The organism is Mesorhizobium sp. LNHC232B00 (genome assembly GCF_000502435.1).
Lineage (GTDB): Bacteria > Pseudomonadota > Alphaproteobacteria > Rhizobiales > Rhizobiaceae > Mesorhizobium > Mesorhizobium opportunistum.
Window position 1 is genome coordinate 186015 of the sequence record NZ_AYWP01000005.1, and the last position, 25389, is coordinate 211403.

Consider the following 25389-nt stretch of genomic DNA (forward strand, 5'->3'; position numbering starts at 1 on the left):
CGATACGACGCCTGCAACAGGACGAGCGAGAGTGTGGACGGACATCGTGATGGATCCCTGTTTTCAAGGGCCTTTGAAGACTAAGGTCGGCCCGCGGCAGGTCATGCCCAAGCGTGAAAAGCAAGAGAATCTGGCTCTCGCTATCGGCACCTATCTTCTGAACCCCATCAAATGATTTGCCGTGCCAGAGTATTTCCGGGCAGGAATCTCTCAATTATACGGGCGGATCGCCGAATATCCTGTAGTGCTGGCCAGCCCATACGTTCGTATGGAGCACAGGTGCGTTGGGTGACGCTTGACCGAACCGCCGGGCCACGGACGAGGACGCGATCGCGATAGATTTCACGGATGCGCTCGAAGGCTTGGCAACGCTGCACAATCTGACGATACTTGCGTCCGGATGAATGCAACCCGCGGGACAACGTACATGTCGATCCAGGGTCTAGTCCTTGCCGACGCGCTGCTGCGACGCATCAAGGTCCCCACCGCCCTTGAGATGTCGGAAAGGCAGCTCTCCTTGTCTGACAAGAAGAGAGCCAGTGCGACCTTCAGGATGCGGCTGTCGTGCGTGGCAGGAGTTGCCTGATGGTTGGATCCCAGCGCGCCCTGAAGGCCACCAGGCCTGTCGAGCCGTGCGTGATCGTCATAGACGACGATGTGCAACTGCGGGACGCGCTCGCCAATCTCTTCCGGTCTGTTGGGTTGGAGGTGTTGCTGTTCGGCTCAGGGTCGGAATTTCTTCAGGCGAAGCTCCCGGAGGTACCATGCTGTCTTGTGCTTGATATCCGGCTGCCGGGCATGAGTGGTCTCGATTTCCAAAACCAACTCCTCAAGGCCGGAATAGATCTTCCGATCGTGTTCATGACCGGGCACGGCGATATCCCGATGTCGGTGCGCGCCATGAAGGCGGGCGCTGTCGACTTCCTGGGCAAGCCGTTCCGCGACCAGGACATGTTGGATGCGGTCGCGCTTGCAATCGAACGGGATCGCGAGCGGAGGGTCCTGCAAAAGACCGTCGCTTTGCTGCGCGATCGCTACAATGCGTTGACCCCGCGCGAAGCGGAGGTGATGACACATGTCAGCAAAGGGCTGCTCAACAAACAGATCGCGGCCGAGATGAGTCTCGCAGAGATCACGGTTAAGATACATCGCGGCAATCTGATGCGCAAAATGGGCGCCACGTCGCTAGCGCATTTGGTTCGCATGGCGGCAAGCCTTGGCATTCACGGCGACTGATCGAGACGAGAGCTCTGGATCCGTCACGCGATGAGCAAAGGCCATACTTGCTGATTGGGCAGGCCCACCCCAGCCGAATTCATCTGTCCCAACGAGCAGCCGCGACCGATATGGCTCTCGGCGCGGTTGGGCACAGACATTCACGGCGTCCTTTTCCCGTGGCTTTGGGTGAAGTGCGAAGTCGAAAGCGATGCTGTTTTGAGAAAATACGCCGAGGAACTCCCTGATTATTTTGAAGGGGCAATCAGGAGCCATTCAAATGAACAACATCAAATCCAACCTGGCCATCGCGGCCGGCCTTTTCCTCGCCTCGACCGCCATTCCGGCGAGCGCCGAGTCCATCAAGAATATCGTCCTGGTCCACGGTGCGTGGGTAGATGGATCGGGCTGGAAGCCCGTCTACGAGATCCTCGCCAAGGATGGGTTCCACGTCAGCATCGTCCAGGAGCCAGAAACCTCGTTCCCGGACGATGTTGCCGCAACCAAGCGGATTCTCGATCTTCAGGATGGTCCGACAATTCTGGTCGGCCACAGCTACGGCGGTTCAATCATAACCGAGGCAGGTGTGCATCCCAACGTCGTCGGCCTGGTATACGTCGCAGCGCATGCCCCTGACGTCGGAGAAGATGAAGGAACGCTCGGCAAAAAGATGCCAAGCGTGCTGGCCAAGACCGAAGGCGCGATCAAGGTGACGCCGGATGAATTCACCTATCTCTACCAGCCCGATTTTCTGAAATTGTTCGCGCCTGATCTACCGCGTGAGGTGACGGAATTCGCATCGCGCGCGCAGGTGCTTGCCGCAAGCAAGGTCTTCAACACGCCGTTGACGGCAGCGGCTTGGACGACGAAGCCAAGCTGGGGCATCGTGGCAGGCGATGATCAGATCATCAATCCTAACCTCGAGCGGTGGTATTACGAGCGCGCCAAGGCGCCGATCACGGTCATTCCCGGCGCCAGCCACTCTGTTTATGAATCCCATCCCAAGGAAGTGGCGGCGGTGATCGCCGAGGCGGCGCGTACCGCCGAGAGCCGGGAAGTCACGCAGAAATAGGACGGCAAAATCCTGGTGCCGGTTCAACGAAGTGAGCCGGCATCCGCAAGCGCTTCTTTTTGACCCCCGTTTCATGCCCGTTTGAGCCAACGGCGTCGACGGTATGTCCTCATTCGCCGTCGGCATGCAAAACCATGCTTCCCGCCATGCAAGGAGCTTCGACATGACCGATTGGCGGAAGGGCCGGCAGTCGAAAGATGCCCGCCTTGAAGCGGGAGCCAAGCTGGCCAAGGGCAAGATCGTTGCCGCGAGTGATGCGACCGCACTGCTAGAAGCCGTTATTCGTCCAGGCGACCGCGTTTGCCTGGAGGGCGACAACCAGAAGCAGGCGAACTTGCTCAGCACGGCACTTCTCTCGGTTGATTTCGCCAAGGTCAAAGACCTGCACATGGTGCAATCCGGGGTCGTACTGCCTGAGCATCTGGACCTGTTCGACCGCGGCGTGGCGAAGCGGCTGGACTTCGCCTATTCCGGCCCCCAATCCGCCCGCATCGCCAGGATGTTGTTCGGCGGCAAGATCGAGCTCGGGGCGATCCACACCTATCTTGAGCTGTTCGCCCGCTACTTTATCGATCTCACGCCAAATGTGGCGCTGATCGCGGCTGTCAGCGCCGACCGAGACGGCAACCTTTACACCGGTCCCAACACCGAGGACACGCCAACCATTGTGGAAGCCACGGCTTTCAAGGACGGCATCGTCATCGCCCAGGTGAACGAGATCCTCGACAAGGTGCCGCGCGTCGATGTTCCCGCAGACTGTGTGCATTTCATCGTCGCGGCAGACAAGCCGTTCTTCGTCGAGCCGTTGTTCACGCGCGATCCGGCCCTGATCACCGAGGCTCAGATCCTGACGGCCATGTTGGCGATCAAGGGGGTTTATGCCCCCTATGGGGTGCGGCGACTGAACCACGGCATCGGCTTCAGCACCGCGGCGATAGAGCTTCTGCTGCCGACCTATGGCGAGAAACTGGGCTTGAAGGGCAAGGTCGCAACGCATTTCGCGCTCAACCCACATCCTGCACTCATCCCGGCCATCGAATCCGGCTGGGTAGAGCAGATCCATTCCTTCGGCTCCGAAGTGGGAATGGAGGACTACATCCGTGCGCGGCCGGACGTTTATTTCACCGGGCCCGATGGCTCGCTGCGTTCAAACCGGGCGCTCTGCCAAACAGCCGGTCTCTATGCCTGCGACATGTTCATAGGCTCTACCCTCCAGATCGACCTGCAGGGGAATTCATCGACGATCACCACTTCGCGCGTCGCCGGCTTTGGCGGAGCGCCGAATATGGGCGCCGATGCTCGCGGGCGACGCCATCCGAGCCAGCCGTGGTTGCAGGCCGGTCGCGAGGCCGACCCCGACGGGTCGGCGCTGATGCGTCGCGGCCGCAAGCTGGTTGTGCAGATCGGTGAGACCTTCGGCGACAAGAATGTGCCTTTATTCGTGGAAAAGCTCGAAGCCCTGGAGCTTGCCGAGAAGCTGAACCTCGAGCTGGCGCCAGTGATGATCTACGGTGACGACGTCACCCACATTGTCACCGAGGAGGGTATCGCCAATCTGCTGCTCTGCCGCGACGCGGGCGAGCGTGAGCAGGCGATCCGCGGCGTGGCCGGCTACACCGAAGTCGGTCGCGGCCGGGATGCAAAAATCGTCGAGAGGCTGCGCGGGCGTGGGGTGATCCGCCGGCCAGAAGACCTCGGCATTGATCCGCTTGATGCCGATCGAAACATGCTGGCGGCGCGATCGATCAAGGATCTCGTTCGATGGTCCGGCGGGCTCTATGTGCCGCCTTCAAAATTCCGGAACTGGTGAAGGAGGCAACCACGATGGAAGACCTGACCTTTCGACACCACACTCCGCGACGCGCAACCGGAAACAAGACAATGGCCATCATCGGCGTGGTGGCCTCCGGCAACCTCGAAGTGTTGGCGGAGCGTGTTCTGGCCGAAATCGAGTGTGTGGTCGAGATCAAGACCCCGGCCGAAGGCTTCGGTGAAGTCTGGGACAGGGTGATCGCCGATTTTGTCGAACGCTATTCGCCTGGCGGGCTCAAATTCTCCATCAACGACGGCGGCGCGCGACCAGACACCGTATCGCTTCGGCTGGCACAGGCGGCACGACTGATGGAGGACGACCAATGAACGCATCTCGCACAGACGCTGCCAGGGCGACCGCGAATCCAGAGGCAAAAGCGAGTTGGTATGAAGCGTCGGCGCGGACTCGTATCCAACTGCTGGTCGATGCCGGAAGCTTCATCGAATTCATCGGGCCTGAGATGCGCGAAGTCAGTCCGCATCTGAAAGTTTTCGACTTGCCCGAGCAGTTCGATGACGGGATCGTCGTCGGGCAGGCAAATCTGGCTGGTTCGCCGGTATTTGTCGCCGCACAGGAAGGCCGCTTCATGGGCGGTGCCTTTGGAGAGGTCCATGGCGCCAAGCTCACGGGCCTGCTGCGCGCTGCACGCGACATGAAGTCCATTCCCGTGCTGATCCTGTTCGATACAGGTGGCGTGCGCCTGCAGGAAGCCAATGCTGGTGAACTGGCCGTCGCTGAGATCATGCGCGCCGTCATCGAGGCTCGAACCGCTCGCGTGAAGGTCATTGGGCTGATCGGCGGCCGCGCCGGATGCTATGGCGGCGGTGGATTGATCGCCGGCTGCTGTTCAGCGCTGGCGGTATCCGAACAGGGCCGCATTGCGGTATCCGGCCCCGAGGTGATCGAGACCAATCGTGGTGTAGACGAGTTCGATTCGCGCGACCGTGCCTTGGTCTGGCGCACGATGGGCGGCAAGAGCCGACGGCTTCTCGGCGGCGCCGAAATCTTCTGCGACGACACCGCAGACGATTTCCGCCGCGCCACGCTCGACCTGCTTGGCTCGGTCGCGGATTTTGGCATTGACACTTTGAAGGCCGAGCAAAATCGCCTGGAAGATCGGCTGAAGCATTTTGGCGCGTGCCTAGATGCTACCGAGATTTGGAAAGCCCAGGGCATTTCCGACCCCAATTCCGTTCCGGCTTTGCCAGCCGACCGGTTCATTTCCCTGGCCGAAACGATCGGAGGGACCAGTCGTGACGCTCGATGAGCTTTTATCCTCATTGTTTCCCAATGGCCATCATGTGGAGAACGACAATGGCGTGCTGTCCGGCTGGGGCAAATTTCGGTCCGGTGGGCAAGCTCTCGTCATCGGAGTCGCGGACCGCACGGCACTTGGCGTCGACGAGGCCATTCGCCTTTCAAGCTATGTCCTGAGCACCCTTGAGAATGGAATTGGTCCAGTCCTTGTTCTTGTCGACAGCGACAGCCAGCGCATGAGCAAGCGCGACGAATTGCTGGGGCTGAACGAATTTTTGGCACACCTCGCCAAGTGCCTCATCTACGCCGACATTCATGGTCGAGCCACCATAAGCCTTCTCTACGGCCACTCGGCCGCCGGGGCTTTCCTGGCGACCGCACTGGCGACCCGAGTGCTGATTGGCCTGCCGGGCGCCAGCCCGGCGGTGATGGATTTGCCGTCAATGTCCAAGGTGACGAAGCTGCCCGTCGAAGTGCTGAAGGAAAAGGCAACGTCCACGCCAGTGTTTGCTCCTGGACTGCAGAACCTAGCGCAAACCGGAGCGGTACACCTTATCTGGGACGACGCGGTGCCGCTGGCCAAACAGATGGAAGTGCTTCTTCGGGACATCCCCGATACGCATGATCGAAGAGGTCTCCTCGGCAAGGAGAGACACGGCCGGCTCAAGGCCGAGGACATCGCCGAGCGTGTCCGCAGCCTTGCGCTCCTGGTCCGGTGAGCATCCGATGCACCGTCACGATATGATCTTCGTGAGCCCGTTGGCCTGGCGCTCCCTGCTTGAGGGACGCTCGGACCTGGGCGCCAATCCGCTGGTGGCGCGCTGGGTAGACCGGGGGTGGCCACTGATCGGCCGACGTGCGGTCCATGGGGAAGGGCAGGGTGTGCCTGTGGGCCTGCCGTTGCCGCCCTTCGCGGGCAAACATCGACATTCGTTTCTCGTCCGGCGCCAAGATATTGTCTCCACCTGTTCACCGCCTGTGCTGAAGCATGCCGTTCGGGTTGCTCCATATGCATGGCGACCCACCCTGAATGCCCTGACCGATTTCGCAACGCGGTACGCTCTCGAAGCAAGGGTGTTCGGCAGCCTTGCATGGGCCGCCGTTACGGGATTGGACTATCTGACCGAGAGTTCGGATCTTGACCTTCTGCTTCCTGTTCAGCGCGACACAGACCTCGTTGGGCTGACCGCCGAACTCGCATCCATTGACGATGCGGCGCCGATGCGGGTGGACGGGGAGCTCATTCGCAGCGATGGCGTTGCAACCAGCTGGCGGGAATTCCACTCCGGCTCACGTCAGATCCTGGTCAAGACAATGGCAGACGTCACCCTGCTGGACAGGATGCTTTTCTTCAACAGCGGTTCAGCGTCATGACGGATGTTCTAACCCGCAGAGAAAGATGGGCGTGCCAGGTTGCGCCGGTCCCGATCGAAGCGCAGCTTATCGCGACCATCGCAGGCGATTGCTTGCTGGAGGAATTGGAGACCTGGCCCAAGCCTGGCCTTGTAAGTCACGTCGATCGCGGCAGTCACGAGGACATGGACGCCGACATGTTCCGTGCCAGCGTCAATGCCATCGAACCATATTTCCAGGATCTGGCCGAGGCCGGCGCCAGCGGCCGCAACATGTCCGTGCTGAGAACGATTGGTCTTGATGCCGAAGCGGCGATGCTTGCGGCGACATCGGGAATCAACACCCATCGTGGGGCCATATTCGGCCTGGGTTTGCTTTGTGCGGCCGCTGGTGCCAAATCGGGAGACCGGGGCGATCACGAACTGTCGCTGGGGACGAGAGTGGTCCGTCTTTGGGGGCGCGGCATCGTCGAGGGGGCAATTCCACCAAACAGCCATGGTGGCCGTGTGCGTCGTCGATTTGGCGCAGGCGGCGCTCGCATGGAAGCCGCCCTGGGATTTCCCAGCATTTACAATTGTGGCCTGCCTGCCCTCGAAAGGGCAAGACTCAAGGCGCCCGACGAGGCAGAGGCCCAGCGGGTCGAAACATGCTTTGCCCTGATAGCAACCGTGGAGGACACCAATCTGCTGCACCGTGGCGGATATGAGGGCCTTGATTTTGCGCGCAGCGCGGCGCTGGGGTTCCTCCAGTCAGGCGGGGTAGGAAGGTCCGACTGGCGGCAGCGTGCCCGGTCGGTGCACAATAGCTTCGTCGCCCGCCGGCTCAGCCCGGGCGGTTCCGCCGACCTTCTCGCCATGACGCTTTTCGTTGCAGCCATGGAAAGGGCATCGCGGTGATGGCCAACACGCTCATCGTCGCGTTGACGCCCATCTTCTTTGTGTTGGCGCTCGGCTATGGAGCAGGCCGACTGCGCATCGTCGATAATGGTCACGTTGACAGCTTCAATGCGCTTGTCATGGAAATTGCATTGCCGGCATCATTGTTCGCCGCCACCGCTTCGGCCCCGCGCTTGGAGCTGGTCGCCCAGGCTCCACTGTTCATAATCCTCGGCGCGGTCATGCTGTTGGTTTTTTTGGCCTGGTTCTTTGTTCAGGTCAGGCTCGGCAATGCCACCAAGGCAGACGCATCTCTGCAAGGTCTGACGATCGCATTTCCAAATCTTGCAGGCGTCGGACTGCCCATTCTAGCCGACGTGCTCGGCTCCGCTGGAACCGTCCCTTTGGCAGTTGCATTGGCGAGCGGCTCCATCATTGTCAGCCCCGTCTCGCTCATCATTGTCGAACTCAGCCGACAGCAGGATGGAGTTGCCAGCGCGTTCACGACGCGGATAGTTGGTTCGCTGTGGCGCGCGTTGACGAAACCCGTCGTGCTAGCTCCAGCATTCGGCATCGTCTTTTCACTAAGCGGTCTCAAGACGGACGCCATCACAGACGCGTGCCTGCTGCTGATCGGGCATGCCGCTCCCGGCGTCGCGCTCTTCCTGACCGGACTGGTTCTGTCGGCCCAACCATTCCGGCTGAACTGGACAGTTGTTTGCGCAACCGGCGCGGCCGACATCGTTCGGCCCTCGCTCGCGGTCGCCGTTGTCTCCGTCGTGCCCGTGCCTGCGGAAACAGCCAACATCATCATCCTGCTGGCAGCGGTGCCGTCGGGGTTCTTTGGTATTCTTTTCGCCGTGAACTATCGGCTCGACTCTGCAACCATAGGATCGATGGTGGCCGCAAGCACGGTGGTCAGCATCGTGACGCTGGCAGTCGCAATTGCCATGCTCTTTCCCAAGTGAGACGACCACCATGTCCCTCGCAATTCTCTGCTCGGGACAAGGACGCCAGCATGCCGATATGTTCGCCTTGACCGGCCATGCATCGCAGACCGAAGGTTTGTTCAAGCATGCCGCGACATTGCTCGGCGGACACGATCCCCGCCAGATTGTGCGCACGGGAGCCAGCGACTTCCTGCACCAGAATCTCATCGGCCAGATTCTGTGCTCCCTGCAAGCGCTGGCCGCGGGAGCAGTGCTGCGCGACGCACTGCCTGATCGGGTGATCGTTGCCGGCTACAGTGTCGGCGAGGTGGCGGCCTGGGGCGTCGCCGGTGTGTTCAGCATCACGGAAACACTGGATCTCGTTGCCTGTCGGGCGAAGGCCATGGACACCGCGTCCCGCGTAGGTGATGGATTGCTTTTCGTGCGCGGACTTCCCCGTGACCAAATCAACCGATTGTGCGAACTGCGCGGCGTCGCCGTTGCCATCGTCAACCCAGGTGACTCTTTCGTTCTAGGAGGAAGCCGTACTGCACTTGGAGCTCTCGCCGGCGACGCAAAAGCGATGGGTGCCACGAGGTTGGTCGAGATCCCGGTACAAGTCGCCTCGCACACCAAGCGTCTCAGTCAGGCGACGGTAGCCTTTCGACAGAGCCTGCGCCAAGCTCCAATGGTGAACTCTCTGTCTCGGGGCGTGCGGCTGCTTAGCGGGATTGACGGCACTCCCGTTGAGAACACTGCAGAAGGCTTCGAAAAGCTGGCAATGCAGATATCGCGAACCGTGCAGTGGGGTGACTGTCTTCAAGGCTGCATCGAGGGCGGAGCAACAGCCTATCTGGAGCTAGGCCCGGGTTCAGCGTTGAGCCGGATGGTGGCTAGCACTTATCCCGACGTCTCGGCACGGTCGCTCGATGAATTCAAGACGATTTCGGGCGTCTGTTCGTGGCTGGAACACCACGCGGGCGATTGATCTCCAGGGGGATCGGCTCGCACCGGCGACAAGAGTGTCCGTAGGCGTTGCAAGCCCGATCCACTGCTCCTCCCCCGTGGCGAAATGAGCTTTCTGGCAATCCCAATCGCAGGATCACGTTGGCGCTGACGGTGAAGTTAAAGGCGCTCGACGCTTATCCGGATAGACAAAAACCAGTGCTTTGAGAAATCCAGAAGTTCGCGCGGGGGCTATTTCTTTGTCGCTAAGCGGTTCTCACTGGGACAACCGCTAACAGAGAAGGACTACATCATGAATCGCAAGGTCATCTATCTCGGCGCAGCCTTCGTCCTTACGGCTTTCAGCTGTCTGGCGAATGAGGAAGTTCTGCATGAGCGCAGGAGCATGGAGCCGCTCTACACGGATGCGAGCATGACGACCCTCAAGCCGATGGAGGAATTCAAGGCCGCATTCTTTTCGCTCCCGGCTGAAAAGCAGGGGGCAATGAAGGATGCGTGTGCCCGTCAGGTCCAGCAGCCATTCACGGCCTTCTGCGCCAACGTGAATACCCTTGGCGGCCATAACTAGGATCGGACGGTTACGCAAAGGTGGAGATGGCGTGGCTGACTGCCCGCCATCCCCGAGACGAAGGCGTCCCATTATTACGCCGACGACGGGTGGATCAACATGGCATTCCCGGCGTACCCCGCCGTCCCGGTCTGACGCGTATGGATGCATTGGCAAGGGCGATCACTTGCCAGCTAGCCCGTTCGCTGCTGCAGTCTTCGTCGGCTTTCAGGCGGACAATCCTTGACCGAGTTTTCACCCGCTTCAGCGAGCGCGAAGGAGCTGTCATGTCGATTGCCAAGAACTGGATCGGTGGCGTGTGGGTCGGCTCGGCATCAGTCAGGGACAGCATCGATCCTGCGTCGGGCGACGTGATCGGACACTATGCCGATGCAGGCTTGGAGGACGCCAAGAAATCCGTCCTGGCCGCTCGCCGGGCTTTTATCAATATACGCTGGTCCAGGGATACCGACCTACGCATGCGAGCGCTCCTGAAGCTTGCCGATCTGCTGGAGACCCGAACCGCCGAACTGGCGGAGATGACCAGCCGAGAGAACGGGAAGGCGATCGCCGAGGCCGAGTTCGAGGTCGGCGTCACGCCCGGCGGCCTGCGCTATTCCGCGGCACTTACGCAGACAAGCTATGGTCGGGTCTTTGACATACCGGGCAAGCGCGCGATGGTGGTGCGCGAAGCCGCCGGCGTCACCGCGATCATTGTTCCGTGGAATTCGCCAACCGCCTTGCTGGTGCGGGCCTTGGGTCCGGCGCTTGCAGCCGGGACCACCGTGGTGGTGAAGATGCCGGCGCAGACAGCGCAAGTAAATTACTTGCTCTCGAGGCTCATTGCTAAAGTCGAGGAAATTCCTCCGGGCGTGATCAACATCTTTACCGAGAGCGGCAGCGATGGCGCCCGATGGATCACCGAGAGCTCCGATGTTGCTGTCGTGAGCTTTACCGGCAGCACGCCGGTTGGGCGGATTATAGGCGCCGCCGCGGCCAAGACGATAAAGCGCGTCGGTCTCGAACTCGGCGGCAAGACGCCGCACATCGTCTTCGACGACGTCGACCTCTCCAGGGCTTTGCCGGTGATCGAGAAATCGCTGACCGTCTTTCACCGGCCAGTTCTGTATCACGGCGGGCCGTATCCTGGTGCACGAGGCGATTGCCAAAAGGCTCAAAGCGGGGTTGGCGGAGCGTTATCGAAACCTGAGGGTCGGCCCGGCCCTGGATCGCGGCAATGACATGGGTGCGCTGATTGATAACCAAAGCGTGCGGCGGGTGAATGCAATCGTCGAGGACGCCATAGCCAAGAACGCCATCCCTTTGGTCCGAGGCGGTCCGATCACCGAAGGCCGGCACGCAAAGGGCGCCTTTTACCGTCCGACTTTGCTGGAGATTTCCGACAGTGCGATGGCGATCGTGCACGAGGAGACCTTTGGTCCCGTGCAGACCATCGAGACCTTTCGCTCCGAGGACGAGGCGATCCGGCTCGCAAACGATACCGAATTCGGCCTTGGTGCCAGCATCTGGACGCGCGATTCAGCGCGCGCCGATCGAGTGTCCAGAAAGGTGCAAAGCGGCATGGTCTGGATCAATGACTGGGCACAGCTGCCCAATCAACTGGAGATTGGCGGATACAAACAGAGCGGCGTCGGGCGGTTGAACGGGCTCGCCGGTGTCGAAGATTTCATTGAATACAAGCTGATCGTCGAGTCCTTTGAATAGTTCGACCGTTTCGGAGTTCGATCTGCTTTGAGCGCCCTCGGCACCATCGGCCAACCCTTGACCATCTCAATGATGACGAAAGGAAGATTGCGTCATGACCAAAATGAGCAAGCCTCGCGTAGCGGTGATCACCGGAGCCGCGGGAGGGATCGGACAGGCGTTTGCCGAACGGTTGGCGAAAGACGGCGCCGACATCGTGGCCGTCGATCTGAAGGTCGGCGACGAAACGCGGCGCCTGGTCGAGGCGCAGGGGCAACGGGCCCTCGCTCTTACCGGCGACGTCACCGACCCCGTGCAGGTGGAAATGATCCGGCTCAAGGCGCTAGCCGAGTTCGGCAAGGTCGACATCTTGATCAACAATGCTGGCATCTATCCGATAAAGGACTTCTCCGACATCAGTTGGGAAGACTGGCGCACGCTTCTGGCGTTGAACCTAGATGCCCCATTTTTGATGTCCAAGGCATTTGTTCCCACCATGGTCGCCAATGGCTGGGGTCGCATCGTCAACCTTGCCTCCAACACGTTCGGCCTGAGCGTCAGCGGACTGTCGCACTACATCGCCAGTAAGGGCGGCATCATCGGCTTCACGCGCGGGCTCGCAAGCGACCTGGGAATCCATGGCATTACCGTCAATGCGCTTGCGCCTGGACTGACCAGAACCCCGGGCGTGCTTGCGCGCGGCGTGGGCAGCAATGGTCGATCGCAAGACGAAGAGTTCCAGCAATTGGCGCAGGCCCAGGCGATCAGGCGGACTTTGGTGCCTCGGGATCTGGTTGGCATGCTGTCTTATCTGGCCAGCGAGGAGTCTGATGTGTTCACCGGCCAGACTGTCTATGTGGACGGCGGCTTGGTGAGAGGCTGATCGCAGGCCTCTGCGCATCAGCTTCCAACAGGCAACCCTAAGAGAGCTCCAGGAAGCTCCGTTCCGCGATATTTTGGTCCGCGAGTCCCCGTTGAATGGGGCCTTGTTTTATGATTTGCTCATTTAGTACTAACTGGCCGGTGCGAGTTGGAGATGTCGCAATGGGAGACATGCCGTCCAATGAAAAGCAGGAGAGCCGCGCCTATGGCGATCATAGCTAACAGAGCGCGTCCGGGGCCCGCCCAGGACGTTCAACCAAGCGGTGTAAGGCACGCCGAGGACCTGCCGACAGGCAGAAAAGCAGCCACGATTCGAAGCTCCAATTCGCGCAAGACAGTAGGTTTAGCTGTTTGAATGATGTTTTCGGGCGAAACGACGAATGCTAGTGTTTCGCAATGGCCTAGGCTCTTGTAGCTCGACACGAGAAATCCCAGATGGGGCGACAACAAGCGCTTGCGGACACGACGGTTCATATAAGTCGTTTGCAACGGCGCATTACGGCACCCGTGTTTCCAGAGGCATTTTCAGGCGATACCCGGCTAGTTGGCCGATGGCGGAATGAGCCGTTCGAATACAATTTACCGCCCCTGAAAGATCATGTCATCGCTGCGAAGTACGCCGGGCATGGTATGGCCTCGGTGAAGATCGGCCGCCAGGTTATTCGCGCTCCCGCGGTGGCCGGGACGATAACATTCGCACCGAGAGGGCATGATGGTCGGTGGCGGGCGGACGGTGCCGTCGAGGTCTCGAATATCTTCTTGGGACATAGTCGCCTGCTGTCGTGTGCCGATCAGGTAGGCAATGGCCGCGAGCCCGAGCTGCTCGACCGCGTAAATTTTAGCGATCCCAAACTTTTCACGATCATGTCGTTGATCAACGACGAGATCAGTTCGGGAGACGCGATGTCGCACCTGTTCGTTGAGCAACTCCTCGATCTTGTGTGCCTTCAGCTCCTCAGAGCCCACTCGGCAACTTCAATGCCGATCTCGTCTGGGCCGCGGCGCGGGCTGGCGGGCTGGCAGGTCAAGCGCGTCACCGCCTATGTGCGGGCAAATTTTGCGCAGGATATCCGGGTCCAGGAATTAGCCGATCTGGTCAATTTGAGCCGCTTCCATTTTTGCACGGCCTTCCGCGTGGCGACCGGGTGTACGCCTCATGAATGGCTGACCCGGCAGCGGATCGCCTATGCGAAGAAGCTCCTGAAAGACCGGACGTTGCGCATCACCGACATCGCTCTCGTGGTAGGGTACCAAACACCCTCATCTTTCTCGGCGAATTTCCACAAGGTGGTTGGCCTCACGCCGAGGGAGTTCCGGCGCCGACTATGAAATTGCGTGTCACCCCAGATCCCAGCCGTCGAACAGGGCGAGCGTCCTGCCATCGAATGCGCTGAACGGGGTCCGCACTAAGCATTTGCGCTGAGCCGTCTCGCTGTCCGTCGATGGCCGCAAGATTCAGACAATTCCCGAAATATCGCGACAGTGGCGCGGCGGCACAGGAACTATCCTCTTCGCGATCATCCGAGTTGAAGAGGGTGTTCCTTCATGGCCGAGAAATTCGTCGGAAATGTATTCGACTGGTCCAATAATTTCGCGTCGGGAAGCGCTTCAGGCAACAGCCGCGGCGGTGGCGCTGGCCGCATTGCCGCTTCAATCAGCGGCGGCAACAAGCTCTCCTGCAGGTGTCAGCAGTGACATATTTTCACAATCTGCATTGAGTTTTCGGAAGACAGGTCTGTCATTCCCTCCAACATTCTCGTCAACCTGCAGCCGCAGGGGCGGGAAGCTATGACAGATCAAGCGATGGCTCGGACGGACGAGGTCTTGCTTGCCCCACCGCATGTCGAAGCTGGCGCGCAAGCTCCGATATCGTTCGGCAGCTTTCGCCTGGATCGGGCACAGCGGCTACTGCTGCGGGATGGCGAGCCTGTGCGGATCGGATCTCGAGCCCTGGATCTGTTGATCGTGCTCGTCGACCATGCCGGCGACGTCATCAGCAAGTATGAGCTGTTGAAGCTCGTATGGCGAGACACCGTCGTCGACGAAGCAGGTGTGCGGGTGCACATGGCTGCGCTGCGCCGGACCTTGGGAGATGATCTCGATGGAGCGCGATACATCATCAATATTGCCGGCCGAGGTTACAGTTTTGTCGCTCCCATAACGCGCGAGGCCACCTCGCAGCCCCGGCCGCCGCCTCCGCCGGCTGTGTTTCACTCAGCCCGATCCAGAGGACGAGTGCCGCCACCGCGTTCGCTGATCGGACGGGAGGCTGTCGTCGACAGCCTGAGCGAACTTATCCTGGCGCGCCGGTTCGTCAGTATTGTCGGATCTGGAGGCATCGGCAAGACGACGGTAGCGGTCGCCATTGTCCAGAGGTTGCGAACTGAGTTCAACGAAGAGAACATTGCTTTCGTCGATTTCGGTGCTGTTTTGGAAGGCGGTCTAGTGCCGGGGGCCGTTGTTTCGGCGGTTGGCTGTACAATCGGGGGTACCGATCCAGCACTCGAATTGTTGAGCTTCCTCGCCGACAGACGCATGCTGATCGTCTTCGACGGTTGCGAGCACCTGGTTGACCCGATATCTGTGTTGGCCGGCCAGCTCTTTCAGCTAGCGCCAGATGTTCGTTTGCTGGTCACCTCGCGTGAAGCGCTGCGTATCGACGGAGAGACCGTCCATCCGCTGAGCCCGCTCGCTTGTCCGGACGAAGAACTTCCTACCGCATTGGAGGCACTGGCGACGCCGGCGGTGCGGCTCTTCATGGACCGGGCGGCCGCCGGCGGGTTTCATGAGGAACTGAGCGATATCGATGCACCATTGGTCTCTGAAATATGTCGCCGTACGGACGGCATCGCCTTGGCGATCGAGTTGGCAGCCAGCCGCGCGGGAAAGTATGGCATCTGCGGTGTCGCCGACCTGCTCGCGGGCAACATGGAGCTCGGTTTGACTGGCAGGCGCAACGTTGCCCCACGGCACCAGACGCTCGAAGCCATGCTCGACTGGAGCTTCAATCTGCTTGCCGACCACGAAAGGCGCGTATTGGCACGCCTGTCTGTGTTTGCCGGTCCTTTCACGCTTGAAGGTGCGTGCTCAATCGCGGCCGAAGGAGAACACGACGCCTGGATGGTTGCAGTAACGATGTCAAGTCTGGTCGACAAGTCGCTCGTATGGGTCCATCCGGCCGGGGATGCCGCGTTGTATCGCCTTCCCGATACAACGCGCGCTTATGCATTTGCCAAGCTAACGGAAATCGAAGAGACCGGACCAATGGCGGAGCGGCACGCCCGTTATTTCGTGACACGGTTCAAAGCTGCTGCGATCGAGCACGGTGCATATGCTGACATTGCCCATCACGCATTGCATCTTGGCGATGTCCGCAAAGCTCTCGAGTGGAGCTTTTCCTGCGAGGATCGCCATGCGATCGGCGTCGAACTGATGGCGGTCGCCGCACCGTTGTTCCTCGGCCTTTGGCTGTTTGATGAATGCCGCAACTGGTCAATTTTAGCACTGGGCGTGAAGAAGCCCAGAAGCAACGGTCCGGAGCAGGAAGTGCGCTTGCAGGAAGCGCTTGCGCTGTCCTCGATGTACGTACAAGGGCCGACACAAGAGGTGTGGGATGCTTGTGCGCGCGCGCTGTCACTCTCCGATGCCGAAGGGAACGCATGGCGGCAACTTCGTCTTATCGCCGGGATGAATATCGTCCTGACCAGACGCGGCGACTTTGAAGGCGCGTTAGACGCCGCCAGGAGATTTGCCGCTGTTGCAGAGCGTGGCGACTCAAGACATGACCACGTGCTTGCAGAATGGATGCTGGGTGCAGGTTATCATCTGGCGGCGGATCAAGCGGCGGCGGCAGGCCATCTAGAACGGGGCTTCCAGCTTTCGGCCGAGACTGAGGGTTTGGATGTGGATCATTTCGGCCACAACCACAGGCTGCGGGCTACACTCTCCCTGGCACGCGTCGCTTGGCTCACAGGTGCACCTCAAAAGGGGCGCAAGCTTGCTTTCGAGGCGATGGACGAAGGCGCGCGCGGGCGTTTCCCGGCCAACTATTGCGTCGCCGTAAGTTATTGCGTTCCAATCCTGCACTGGAGTGGCGATTTTGAAGCGTCGTACGAGCATATCGAGCGCGCGCTCGCCTGTGCTGAACGCTACTCCCTCGCTTACACGGGATTGATCCTGGCGTTGAAGGGAGACTGGCTCATAATGGCCGGAGAACTGTCGGCCGGCGTGGACACCCTACGTCACGCACTCAAGGTTCTCCATCTTGAGAACCACCGGATCGTTACGTCATCTGCCTCAAGGGCGCTTGCCAACGGACTTAGCCTGTGCGGCAGGCACAGCGAAGCAAGCACGGCCATAGACGGGGCGATTTCGGCCGCTCTGGAGACGAACCAAAAATTTTGGCTTCCCGATCTGTATCGCACGCAAGGCGAGATAAATTTGAGAGGACCTTCTCCGGGTATTGATGCCGCTGAGGTTGCGTTGCGAAGGTCGATCGAGCACGCCAGGGAACAGTCGGCCACGGCTTGGGAGTTGAAGGCTGCCATCCCGCTGGCGCATTTGATGATGAAACGCGGGCGCCTTGCCAATGCTCTGACGCTTGTCGCCCCCCTCTATGAGGCGCATTCCGAAAGATCGGGCTCCGCGGATCTCGCGGAGGCCCAGCGAATTATGGCTTCCCTGAAATAGAAGTTTCTATTCGACCATTTCGTCGCGGCATGACCGACGGAACACGCCTGCCAGCGAGAACGCGGTATAAGGGCTTTACCTGTAGCTACGGTTGGCTTGGCGCCGGCCGCTGCCGCGCGTTGTGCAGGTCTTGAAGACAGTCTCGCTGCCTCATGTCGGATGGGCCCAAGTCTTCCGTAAATTGCTTCAAAAAGACGTCGAGTTTCGCCTCACTAGTTATCGGATGGCAAGTATAAATTTGCTCGCCAATTCACTGGCTTTTCCACGCAGACGAAGAGCGTCCCCAATTCCACTCGGCACCCGCTGTTCAGAACAATGCCATGCTTTGCGATGTCGGCGTTCTCATTTATAAATGAACAATGCATTTATGTGAAAATGAGATTTTCGTATAGTGTGTTCCCAAATATTTGCGATGCAATTGAGGCAATTTAAGTATTTTTCCCTAAATTTGGCGACTATACGGTGTATTTTCAAAATATATATATGAGAAATATCTATTTGGTTCTAGTCTTATCCTTGTTGAGCCTGGATGCTTTTTATGGCATTGCTTATTGGCAATCTCGCATAATAATATAGCTGGAAAACACAGTGAGGGAGGAACGCTTGCTGCCAGAAAACGTGTGACCTATGTCAAACGATATGACGCCCACCTCACGAAACCTCAACCGCGGGTCTGGTTCGCGTTCATCGGGCGCCATTGTGTCGTTCGGCAGCTTCCGCCTGGATATTGCTCGCCGGCTGTTGTTGCGAAACGGCGAGCCTGTGCGGATCGGATCTCGTGCGCTGGATCTGCTGATCGTCTTGGTCGAGCGTGCCGGTGACATCGTCAGCCGGTACGAATTGCTTGATCTGGTATGGCAAGGCGTTGTTGTCGACGAGGCGGGGGTGAGGGTGCAAATGGCGTCGCTGCGCCGCGTCCTGGACGATGGTCGTGATGGGGCGCGCTATATCGTCAATGTCGCCGGGCGGGGTTACAGCTTTGTCGCTCCGGTCATGCAAGACGATGGGCAAGCCGGGGCTGTCACTGCTCTAGTTCAAGAGTCCAGATCCCTTGGCCGAGCGCCACCGCTGCCTCGTTCGCTCATTGGCCGCGAGGCTGTGATCGACAGTCTGAGCGAACTCCTTCTGGGCCGCCGTTTTGTCAGCATTGTTGGATCCGCGGGCATCGGCAAAACAACGGTAGCAGCAGCGATCGCGCTGCGCATGCGGTCAGAATTCGGCGACGAGAACATTGCTTTTGTCGATCTTGGGGCGGTCTCTGAAGCCGGCGTGGTGCCGGGAGCCGTCATCTCGGCGCTGGGCTGTAAGCTTGAAGGTCCCGACCTCGTCGAGGAGCTTCTGTCCTTCGTCTCCGACAAGCGCATGCTGATTGTCCTGGACAATTGCGAGCACCTTATCGATGCAACGGCGCTTTTGGCGGGCCAACTCGTTCGCCGTGCCGCGGGTCTTCATCTGCTGGCGACCTCGCGCGAATCGTTGCGCGCGGAGGGAGAGACGGTTCACCTGCTAAGCCCCCTTTTGGTTCCCGACAACGAGGTCCCGACCGCGGCGGAGGCGTTATCGACGGCGGCCGTGCAACTCTTCATGGATCGGGCAATCGCGAGTGGATTTGAAGGCGGCCTGACAGACATCGACGCACCGGTCGTGGCCGAGATATGCCGGCGCACCGACGGCATTGCGCTGGCGATCGAAATGGCCGGCAGCCGTGTCGGCACCTACGGCATCCGTGGCGTGGCCGATCTGCTGGCGAGCAGCGCTGCGATGCATTTGCCTGGTCGGCGCAACGTCCCTGCGCGGCATCAAACGCTCGAGGCGATGCTCGACTGGAGCTTCAATCTGCTCACCGATGACGAACAGCGCGTTCTGTCTCGTCTTTCCGCTTTCGTGGGTTTGTTTACGATGGACGCGGCGCGCTCGGTCGCGGATGACGGCGACAGGGCAGGTGTGCCAGCGACAGTGGCGAGCCTGGTCGACAAGAGCCTGGTTTGGGTTCATCCGGTGGACAAGACTGTCTTCTATCGGCTTCCTCACACGACGCAGGCCTATGCGGCGACCAAGCTAGCCGAGACTGGCGACCCCCAGCAGATTGCCCGGCGCCACGCCCGCTATTTTGCGGATCTGTTCAAGGCGATTGCCCTCAAGCCAGGTTCTTACACGGATATGGGGCGTCATGCGTTGCATATCGGCAATGTGCGAAAGGCGCTTGAGTGGAGCCTATCCGACAAGGATTCTCATGCAATCGGCATTGAACTTGCCGCCGAGTCGTCTCCCTTGTTTATTGGTCTCTGGCTGCTCGCGGAATGCCGGCATTGGTCCCGTCTGGCGTTGGGCATAATCGAAGGTCATGGCCAGGGATCCTGGCAGGAATTGCGCCTGCAGGAAGCTTTGGCGATGTCCTCGATGCACACCCGGGGCTATCCCCAGGAAGTCCGTAACGCCATAGAACGCGGACTGGATCTTTCCGAGACGGATGAAAGCGGGGTGCCGCAAGTTCGTCTTCTGGCCGCTCTCAGCGTCTTCCTGACGAGGCTCGGCGATTTCGAAGGCAGTCTGGACGCCGCCAGAAGATGCAAGGTTGTTGCAGAGCGCAGTGGATCGCTTGCCGAAAGGGTGATCTCTGAATGGATGGTTGGTGCCGCCTCTCATCTTGCAGGTCACCAGGCCGCGGCTGTTGATCACTGCCAGCGTGGGTTCGAACTCGAAGCCACCGTCGGGGGTATCGACGTGAATATCTTTGGATACGACCAACATTTGCGTGCCGAAATCGCGCTGGCACGCGGCCTCTGGCTCAGAGGGTTTCCCGAGAGTGCCAACGGAATGGCACTGAGATTGATGAATGAAGCAGAGCGGTCAAGTCTTCCTGGCAATTACAGCCTTGCCGCCGCTGCCTCCATTCCCATCCTGCTGTGGGGTGGTCACACGGAAAATTCACGAGAACACATTGAACGCGTGATTGCACACACCGAAAGACATTCGCTCAGGGGCGCCGTGGCCGTGGCGTGGTCGCTGAAGGGGGAGTGGCTCCTGTTGACGGGAGAGGCTTCGGCTGCGGTGGAGGTGCTGCGACCGGCGCTCGACATACTTCATCGAGAGCGGTTTGGTCTTACCATTCCCGCCGTATCCCGGGCGTTGGCTGAGGCACTTGTCTATTGTGGCGAGCATGACGAAGCTCGCACGACGATAGACGAAGCAATTTCTTCGGCCGAGGGCATGGGTCAGAAACTGTGGCTACCTTCTCTTCATCGAACGCAAGGAGAAATTATCCTCAAAGTGCACTTTCCCGATATCGATGCGGCGGAGTCGGCCTTCCGAAGATCCATCGAACTTGCGGCAGCCCAGGCAGCCATCGGTTGGCAGTTGAAAGCTGCCGTTCCTTTGGCCCGGTTGTTGATAGGCAGCGGACGGAGCGCGGAGGCGTTCGAGACGCTGCAACCAATCCTCGAGACATATTCGGAGAGAACTGGTACCCGGGATCTCGAGGATGCCGGGCGCATTCTGGCATCCCTGAAATAGAAAATCCCGTTCCGATCAGCGAGATCCGATCTCGTGGCGCCCTCCTGTGTGGCGTCATAAAAAAGGGTGGTCGGGAAAAAGCGCGATCGGTCCTGTCTTGTGCAAGGTCGATAATCCCGTCAGCAGCAGATCCAATCTTCAATATCGCTTTCGTCACAGGACGGTGGGTGTTGCACCACCATCGATGCGCAGGGCGGCACCATTGATCGCCGCGGCTCTCGGGCTGACCAGGAATGCGATCAGGTCGGCCACTTCGGCAGGCTCGATCAATCGTTGTAGGAGCGACGTCGTGTAGTGGGTCTTGAAGAATGATTTCTCCACGTCCGCATCGGACGCTTCCGAACCTCCAAGCATTGTTCGGATGTCGCTCAACATGCCGCGTATCGGACCTGGCAGGACGGCGTTGACGGTGACGGCTGTGCCCTTCGTCTGTTCGGCAAGGCCGCGCGAGACCGCAAGCTCCGCGGTCTTTGTCATGCCGTAGTGAACCATCATGCCTGGGGTCGTGATACCCGTGGTGCTGGAGACAAATATGATCCGCCCCCAATTCCTCTCCAGCATGAGCGGGAGAAAACAGCGCGCCAAACGGATGCCCGAGAGCACGTTGGTCTCGAACAAACGAAGCCAGTCTTCATCGGCAATGGCCGTAAACGCTTTAAGCTCATGGAAGCCGAGATTGTTGATGAGGATGTCGATTTCCCGAACCCGGGAGGTAATCGTATCCGCGCCTTCCTTGGTGGCGGCATTCGCGACGATCCCGATCACCTCGCCACTGGCGCCCGAGCGGATTTCGCTGACGGCAGCATCGAGCCTGGCGCGGTCGCGCCCGGCAATGATCACCTTGGCTCCCTCACGAGCCAGTATGCTGGCGGCAGCAAGTCCGATCCCTGCCGTTGCGCCCGTAACCAGCGCCGTCCTGCCTTTGAGGTGAAGTTCCATATCGGCCTCTTTGCGTCCCTGAAATGCCGCGCGTTCACGCCTGTCATTAGATCGCCATGCCGCCCGAGACCTCGATGCGCTGCGCATTGACCCAGCGGCTGTCTTCCGACAGGAGCGATGCTATCATCGGCCCGATGTCATCGGGGACACCAGCTCGCCCGAGCGCGGTCATCTCCGAAACCTGCTTGTTGAGTTCCGGATTGTCCCGGACCATGCCTCCGCTGAAATCCGTTTGAATAGCTCCCGGAGCGACCGCGTTCACGGTGATCCGTCGCGAACCCAGCTCCTTGGCCTGATAACGGGTGAGGACCTCGATCGCCCCTTTCAGCGCGCCATAGGGGGCGCTGCCGGGGACGATTATGCGCGCCAGGCCGCTCGACAGGTTAATGATCCGACCGCCGTCGTTTATCAGCGGCAACAGTTGTTGCGTGAGAAAAAACACGCCTTTGAAGTTGACCCGATAGAGCGTGTCGAGTTCGTCTTGCGTCGTTTTCTCGAACGAATTGTGATGCGAGATGCCGGCGTTGTTGACAAGAAAGTCGAAGCGCTCGGCATCCAATTCGGCAAGCTTGTCGCGAACATTTTGCACGAATACTGGAAAGGTCGAGGCCTGTCCGACATCCAGTTGGAGAGCGATGGCCTTGCAACCCGTCGTGGCAACTTCCGCCGCGACAGCTTCGGCTTCCCGGCGCGCCGAATTGTAAGTGAAGATCGTGTCCACACCGCGATGCGCAAGACTGACAACAGTGTTGCGGCCGAGGCCGCGGCTTCCGCCCGTTACGAGCGCAATTTTCCTTTGGGGTTGCATCATCGGCTCCTGCGTTCGCGACCGCTGGACTCATTTCCAGCGGGTTGCTCCGCCAACATAGGCGAGTGCTGCAAGCATCAGTAGTAAAGAATCGAAAAAAACGGAAAATGTAAGTATTTTCAGATCATTTCCTAGTTGTACTCGCAGCCCTCGTCAGTGCTTATTATGCTGGCTCGGGAAGTTGACGCTCCGCGGATGAGGTCGTCTTGCACCTGCACGAGGCGAGGGGCTGCAGTTCGGACTTCGATCAGCCGCGCAGGCCGACCGGATTCCCTTCATGGAGAGACGATCATGAGAAGAAATATTCTCGCATGTGTGTGTGCTCTTGGCTTTCTCGCAAATACCGCAGCCGTCGATAAAGTTCATGCTCAGGGGCTTCAATGCCCGAACCCGGGCGATCTTGGCACATCGCCATTGGAGGCCGACGTCGAGCACCTGGTGCCCAAGGGGTATTCGCTGGAGCACCCCAGTCAGCTGCAATCAGCAATCTGGCTGCTCCGCGAGCATGGCATGTCCATCGGTGACACGATCAATCATCTCCTCGCCTACTACTGTCCCGCTGTTTCCGCCGATGCCGGCTTAAGCCATGATCAGATGGTAGAGCGTGTTCAGGCGTTCGCCCAGAACGCCAGACGGCAGGTATTCGCCTCCGACAATGTCCAAGACATCATCTACAACGTGCCACTCGACCCGACCGTCGCACAGCTGGCAGCTGACGCTGCGAAGAAGAAGGGCTTGACCGTCGAGCAGTGGATCAAGACCACGGTGGAGAGCGCTGTCCAATAGATCCGTTTATCGCTGGCGCGGAATAAGCGCGATCGTGCGGGATTGGCATGCATCGTGCGATGCCGAAATACATCTCCCAATCAAAATGGAACCATAAGGCCCATCGGATTTCTGCCGGAAAGGAGACCATTAGGATGTCTGGCGTCACTGCTGACCGCTCCCTTGGAGCATCCATCAAGACGCTTCGCCGCAATTGGGGCTGGTTTGTTGTCCTTGGTATCGGCTTGCTGATCGGTGGCATCATTGCCGGTTTGAACCTGTATGTTGCGACCCTCGTCTCGGTGTTCTACATCGCTGCCACCATGTTGGCCGGCGGCGTGATGCAAATTGTTCATGCATTCACGACCCATGGTTGGCGAAACAGGATCGTCTATCTGCTGGCAGGCCTGCTCTACGCGGCCGCAGGCGCTATCGCGGTTCTTAATCCGCTGTTGTCGGCAGTGAGTGTTTCACTCGTCGTAGGGATTTTGCTCATAGCAACGGGCGCGGTGCGAATCGTGACAGGCATACAGGCCTCTCGTCATCACGGCTGGGGCTGGATGGTCGCGAGCGGTCTCGTCACCGTGATCGTCGGCGGTGTCGTGGTCGCGGCATGGCCGGCAATAAGTCTCTCCCTGCTTGGCGCGATCCTGACGTTTGACCTTCTATTCCAAGGCGGCGGGTTTATCGCCTTTGGCCTCTCCATGCGATCGCGCGTCTAGACGGCGATTGACTGCTTCTATCTGAATTTCTGGATCGCATTGCTGGCGGCTGGCAACCGCCGGCACGAACAACCGGTCTCAAGAGTGCTTTGTGCTCGCTGGACGCGGATGTCACAACGGATGGCGCCTCGCGCAGGCAGGAGAGCCAATCAAGGCAAAACGTGCCTTCAGTCTCCGTAAATGTCGAAGTCGAAATACTTCCTGGTTATATCGACGTATTTGCCATTCGCACGAATTGCGTTGATAGCGGCGTTGATTTTCTTCTTGAGTTCGACGTCTCCCTTGCGCAAGCCTGCGCCCACGCCCGGCGCCATGACATCGGGATCATTGGCCACCTTGCCCTTGAACGAGCAGCAGGCTTTGCCCTGCTCAGTTTTCAAGAATTCTCCGACGGCGATCGAATTGGCCAGAAACGCGTCGATCCGGCCGCCGACCAGGTCTTGGTTGACCTCATCTTGTGTCTGGTACGTTTTGATCTCGGCCAAGCTGTCTTTGAAGTGCTTGCTGGCATAGTTCACCCCGATCGTCGCGACTTGAACGCCGAGGACCTTGGCCCTGAGGCCCTCAGGGGTCGGATCCATGGAAACGCCTTTGGGACCGGCAATCGCATACCCGCTATCCCCTTCGTACTTGTCCGAGAAATCGATTCTTTTCTTGCGCTCGTCGGTAATCGCCATCGAACTCATGATGACATCGATCTTCCCGGTCAACAGCGATGGAATGATCCCGTCCCAAGAAACCGGAGTGATGACACAGTCGAGTTTTGCCTCGGCACAGATCGCATCAATGAAGTCGATCTCCCAACCTACCCATTTCCCGGATGCGTCCGGGGACGAGAAAGGAGGGTAGGGCTCCGCTGAGATTCCGACCTTCACCTGCTCCGCTTGTGCTGTCAAAGCCGATGCGCCGATAACGGCCGCCGCCATCATTATCCTTGCAGATATTTCCATTTCTTGTCTCCCTCTCCACCCTGCAAGTGACGATTTTCTGCCATGCTCTGCCATCACCCTACGGATGAGCCTCTTCCACCAGGAGAGGGCAATATCGCGTCTGGTGACCCTTGTTATCAGACCCGGCTTTGTTGAGTAACAAAAGCATGCTGTCCGGTCCGGCAGATCGGCAAACATCCTCATGATACAGCATTCTCCGGACAGGGCTAATTTAGAAGTCCTAGAACTGGATTATCCTGCCGCTCCGAAGGAGCGCGTCGAGATATCGAGCGAGAGGAACTCGCCATGGCTACACCAACGGATGCACCAATCTGTCCGCTTCCGCAGCGCTCGTTGTGTTCCTTGGGTGCCCGCCCGCGTGGGCTGGTGACCATGAGCTATCAGCGCAAG

General features: G+C 59.3%; 23 protein-coding genes. 20 read left to right on the plus strand and 3 right to left on the minus strand.

Annotated elements, in window-relative coordinates:
• Positions 1 to 585 precede the first annotated feature (585 nt).
• The 18 genes from X743_RS0135740 to X743_RS159405 all read left to right on the plus strand — a co-directional run bounded on the left by X743_RS0135740 (position 586) and on the right by X743_RS159405 (position 20815).
• Positions 586 to 1236 (plus strand): response regulator transcription factor, encoded by a 651-nt coding sequence (locus tag X743_RS0135740; RefSeq protein ID WP_051508520.1) that lies wholly within the window; start codon positions 586 to 588, stop codon positions 1234 to 1236.
• 259 nt (positions 1237 to 1495) lie between these two features.
• Entirely contained in the window at positions 1496 to 2287 is a 792-nt protein-coding gene (locus X743_RS159470; RefSeq protein WP_023764994.1) for an alpha/beta hydrolase, read from the plus strand.
• A 163-nt stretch (positions 2288 to 2450) separates the two neighbouring features.
• Positions 2451 to 4097: a malonate decarboxylase subunit alpha gene (gene mdcA / locus X743_RS159465; protein ID WP_023764995.1), complete on the plus strand. Its 1647-nt coding sequence runs from the start codon at positions 2451 to 2453 to the stop codon at positions 4095 to 4097.
• A 14-nt stretch (positions 4098 to 4111) separates the two neighbouring features.
• Positions 4112 to 4426 (plus strand): malonate decarboxylase acyl carrier protein, encoded by a 315-nt coding sequence (gene mdcC / locus X743_RS159460; RefSeq protein WP_023764996.1) that lies wholly within the window; start codon positions 4112 to 4114, stop codon positions 4424 to 4426.
• Positions 4423 to 5367, plus strand: coding sequence for a biotin-independent malonate decarboxylase subunit beta (locus tag X743_RS159455; RefSeq protein ID WP_023764997.1), 945 nt, complete (start codon positions 4423 to 4425; stop codon positions 5365 to 5367). The genes mdcC and X743_RS159455 overlap by 4 nt, the downstream gene beginning before the upstream one ends.
• Positions 5354 to 6076 carry a biotin-independent malonate decarboxylase subunit gamma gene (locus tag X743_RS159450; protein WP_023764998.1) on the plus strand — a complete coding sequence of 241 codons (723 nt, stop codon included), beginning with the start codon at positions 5354 to 5356 and terminating at the stop codon, positions 6074 to 6076. Before X743_RS159455 ends, X743_RS159450 begins: the two co-directional genes overlap by 14 nt.
• Positions 6077 to 6083: 7 nt before the next feature.
• Entirely contained in the window at positions 6084 to 6731 is a 648-nt protein-coding gene (gene mdcG, locus X743_RS159445; RefSeq protein WP_031257600.1) for a malonate decarboxylase holo-[acyl-carrier-protein] synthase, read from the plus strand.
• Complete coding sequence (gene mdcB / locus X743_RS159440) at positions 6728 to 7606, plus strand: triphosphoribosyl-dephospho-CoA synthase MdcB (protein WP_023765000.1); 879 nt, start codon at positions 6728 to 6730, stop codon at positions 7604 to 7606. Before mdcG ends, mdcB begins: the two co-directional genes overlap by 4 nt.
• A complete protein-coding gene (locus tag X743_RS159435; protein ID WP_348625896.1) occupies positions 7606 to 8553 on the plus strand; it encodes an AEC family transporter in 948 nt (315 codons plus the stop codon). The genes mdcB and X743_RS159435 overlap by 1 nt, the downstream gene beginning before the upstream one ends.
• A gap of 10 nt (positions 8554 to 8563) precedes the next feature.
• Complete coding sequence (locus tag X743_RS159430) at positions 8564 to 9502, plus strand: acyltransferase domain-containing protein (RefSeq protein WP_023765002.1); 939 nt, start codon at positions 8564 to 8566, stop codon at positions 9500 to 9502.
• A gap of 270 nt (positions 9503 to 9772) precedes the next feature.
• On the plus strand, positions 9773 to 10048 hold the full coding sequence (locus X743_RS159425; RefSeq protein WP_023765003.1) for a hypothetical protein: 276 nt from the start codon (positions 9773 to 9775) through the stop codon (positions 10046 to 10048).
• Positions 10049 to 10074: 26 nt separating this feature from the next.
• Positions 10075 to 11268 carry an aldehyde dehydrogenase family protein gene (locus X743_RS1000000173920; protein WP_280801288.1) on the plus strand — a complete coding sequence of 398 codons (1194 nt, stop codon included), beginning with the start codon at positions 10075 to 10077 and terminating at the stop codon, positions 11266 to 11268.
• Positions 11177 to 11752 (plus strand): aldehyde dehydrogenase family protein, encoded by a 576-nt coding sequence (locus tag X743_RS1000000173925; RefSeq protein WP_280801289.1) that lies wholly within the window; start codon positions 11177 to 11179, stop codon positions 11750 to 11752. The genes X743_RS1000000173920 and X743_RS1000000173925 overlap by 92 nt, the downstream gene beginning before the upstream one ends.
• A gap of 94 nt (positions 11753 to 11846) precedes the next feature.
• On the plus strand, positions 11847 to 12614 hold the full coding sequence (locus X743_RS159420) for an SDR family oxidoreductase (RefSeq protein WP_023765004.1): 768 nt from the start codon (positions 11847 to 11849) through the stop codon (positions 12612 to 12614).
• A gap of 434 nt (positions 12615 to 13048) precedes the next feature.
• Complete coding sequence (locus tag X743_RS159415; RefSeq protein WP_023765005.1) at positions 13049 to 13942, plus strand: AraC family transcriptional regulator; 894 nt, start codon at positions 13049 to 13051, stop codon at positions 13940 to 13942.
• Positions 13943 to 14180: 238 nt separating this feature from the next.
• Positions 14181 to 14405, plus strand: a complete 225-nt coding sequence (locus X743_RS1000000171985) for a twin-arginine translocation signal domain-containing protein (RefSeq protein WP_156934404.1) — start codon at positions 14181 to 14183, stop codon at positions 14403 to 14405.
• Positions 14402 to 17302: a winged helix-turn-helix domain-containing protein gene (locus tag X743_RS159410; RefSeq protein WP_023765007.1), complete on the plus strand. Its 2901-nt coding sequence runs from the start codon at positions 14402 to 14404 to the stop codon at positions 17300 to 17302. The genes X743_RS1000000171985 and X743_RS159410 overlap by 4 nt, the downstream gene beginning before the upstream one ends.
• A 627-nt stretch (positions 17303 to 17929) precedes the next feature.
• Positions 17930 to 20815, plus strand: coding sequence for a winged helix-turn-helix domain-containing protein (locus X743_RS159405; protein ID WP_023765008.1), 2886 nt, complete (start codon positions 17930 to 17932; stop codon positions 20813 to 20815).
• A gap of 153 nt (positions 20816 to 20968) precedes the next feature.
• Here the strand turns inward: X743_RS159405 and X743_RS159400 are convergent, their stop codons facing one another.
• Positions 20969 to 21754, minus strand: coding sequence for an SDR family oxidoreductase (locus X743_RS159400; RefSeq protein WP_023765009.1), 786 nt, complete (start codon positions 21752 to 21754; stop codon positions 20969 to 20971).
• A gap of 46 nt (positions 21755 to 21800) precedes the next feature.
• The gene (locus tag X743_RS159395) at positions 21801 to 22565 is read right to left on the minus strand and encodes an SDR family oxidoreductase (protein WP_023765010.1); all 765 of its coding nucleotides are present in this window, start codon (positions 22563 to 22565) and stop codon (positions 21801 to 21803) included.
• Between the two features lie 288 nt (positions 22566 to 22853).
• On the opposite strand from X743_RS159395, the gene X743_RS159390 reads away from it, so the two are divergent.
• Together X743_RS159390 and X743_RS159385 are read left to right on the plus strand one after the other, a co-directional pair.
• Positions 22854 to 23348: a hypothetical protein gene (locus X743_RS159390; protein WP_156934405.1), complete on the plus strand. Its 495-nt coding sequence runs from the start codon at positions 22854 to 22856 to the stop codon at positions 23346 to 23348.
• 134 nt (positions 23349 to 23482) lie between these two features.
• The gene (locus X743_RS159385) at positions 23483 to 24049 is read left to right on the plus strand and encodes a DUF308 domain-containing protein (protein ID WP_023765012.1); all 567 of its coding nucleotides are present in this window, start codon (positions 23483 to 23485) and stop codon (positions 24047 to 24049) included.
• A 167-nt stretch (positions 24050 to 24216) separates the two neighbouring features.
• Here the strand turns inward: X743_RS159385 and X743_RS159380 are convergent, their stop codons facing one another.
• Complete coding sequence (locus X743_RS159380) at positions 24217 to 24999, minus strand: transporter substrate-binding domain-containing protein (RefSeq protein WP_023765013.1); 783 nt, start codon at positions 24997 to 24999, stop codon at positions 24217 to 24219.
• Positions 25000 to 25389: the final 390 nt, after the last annotated feature.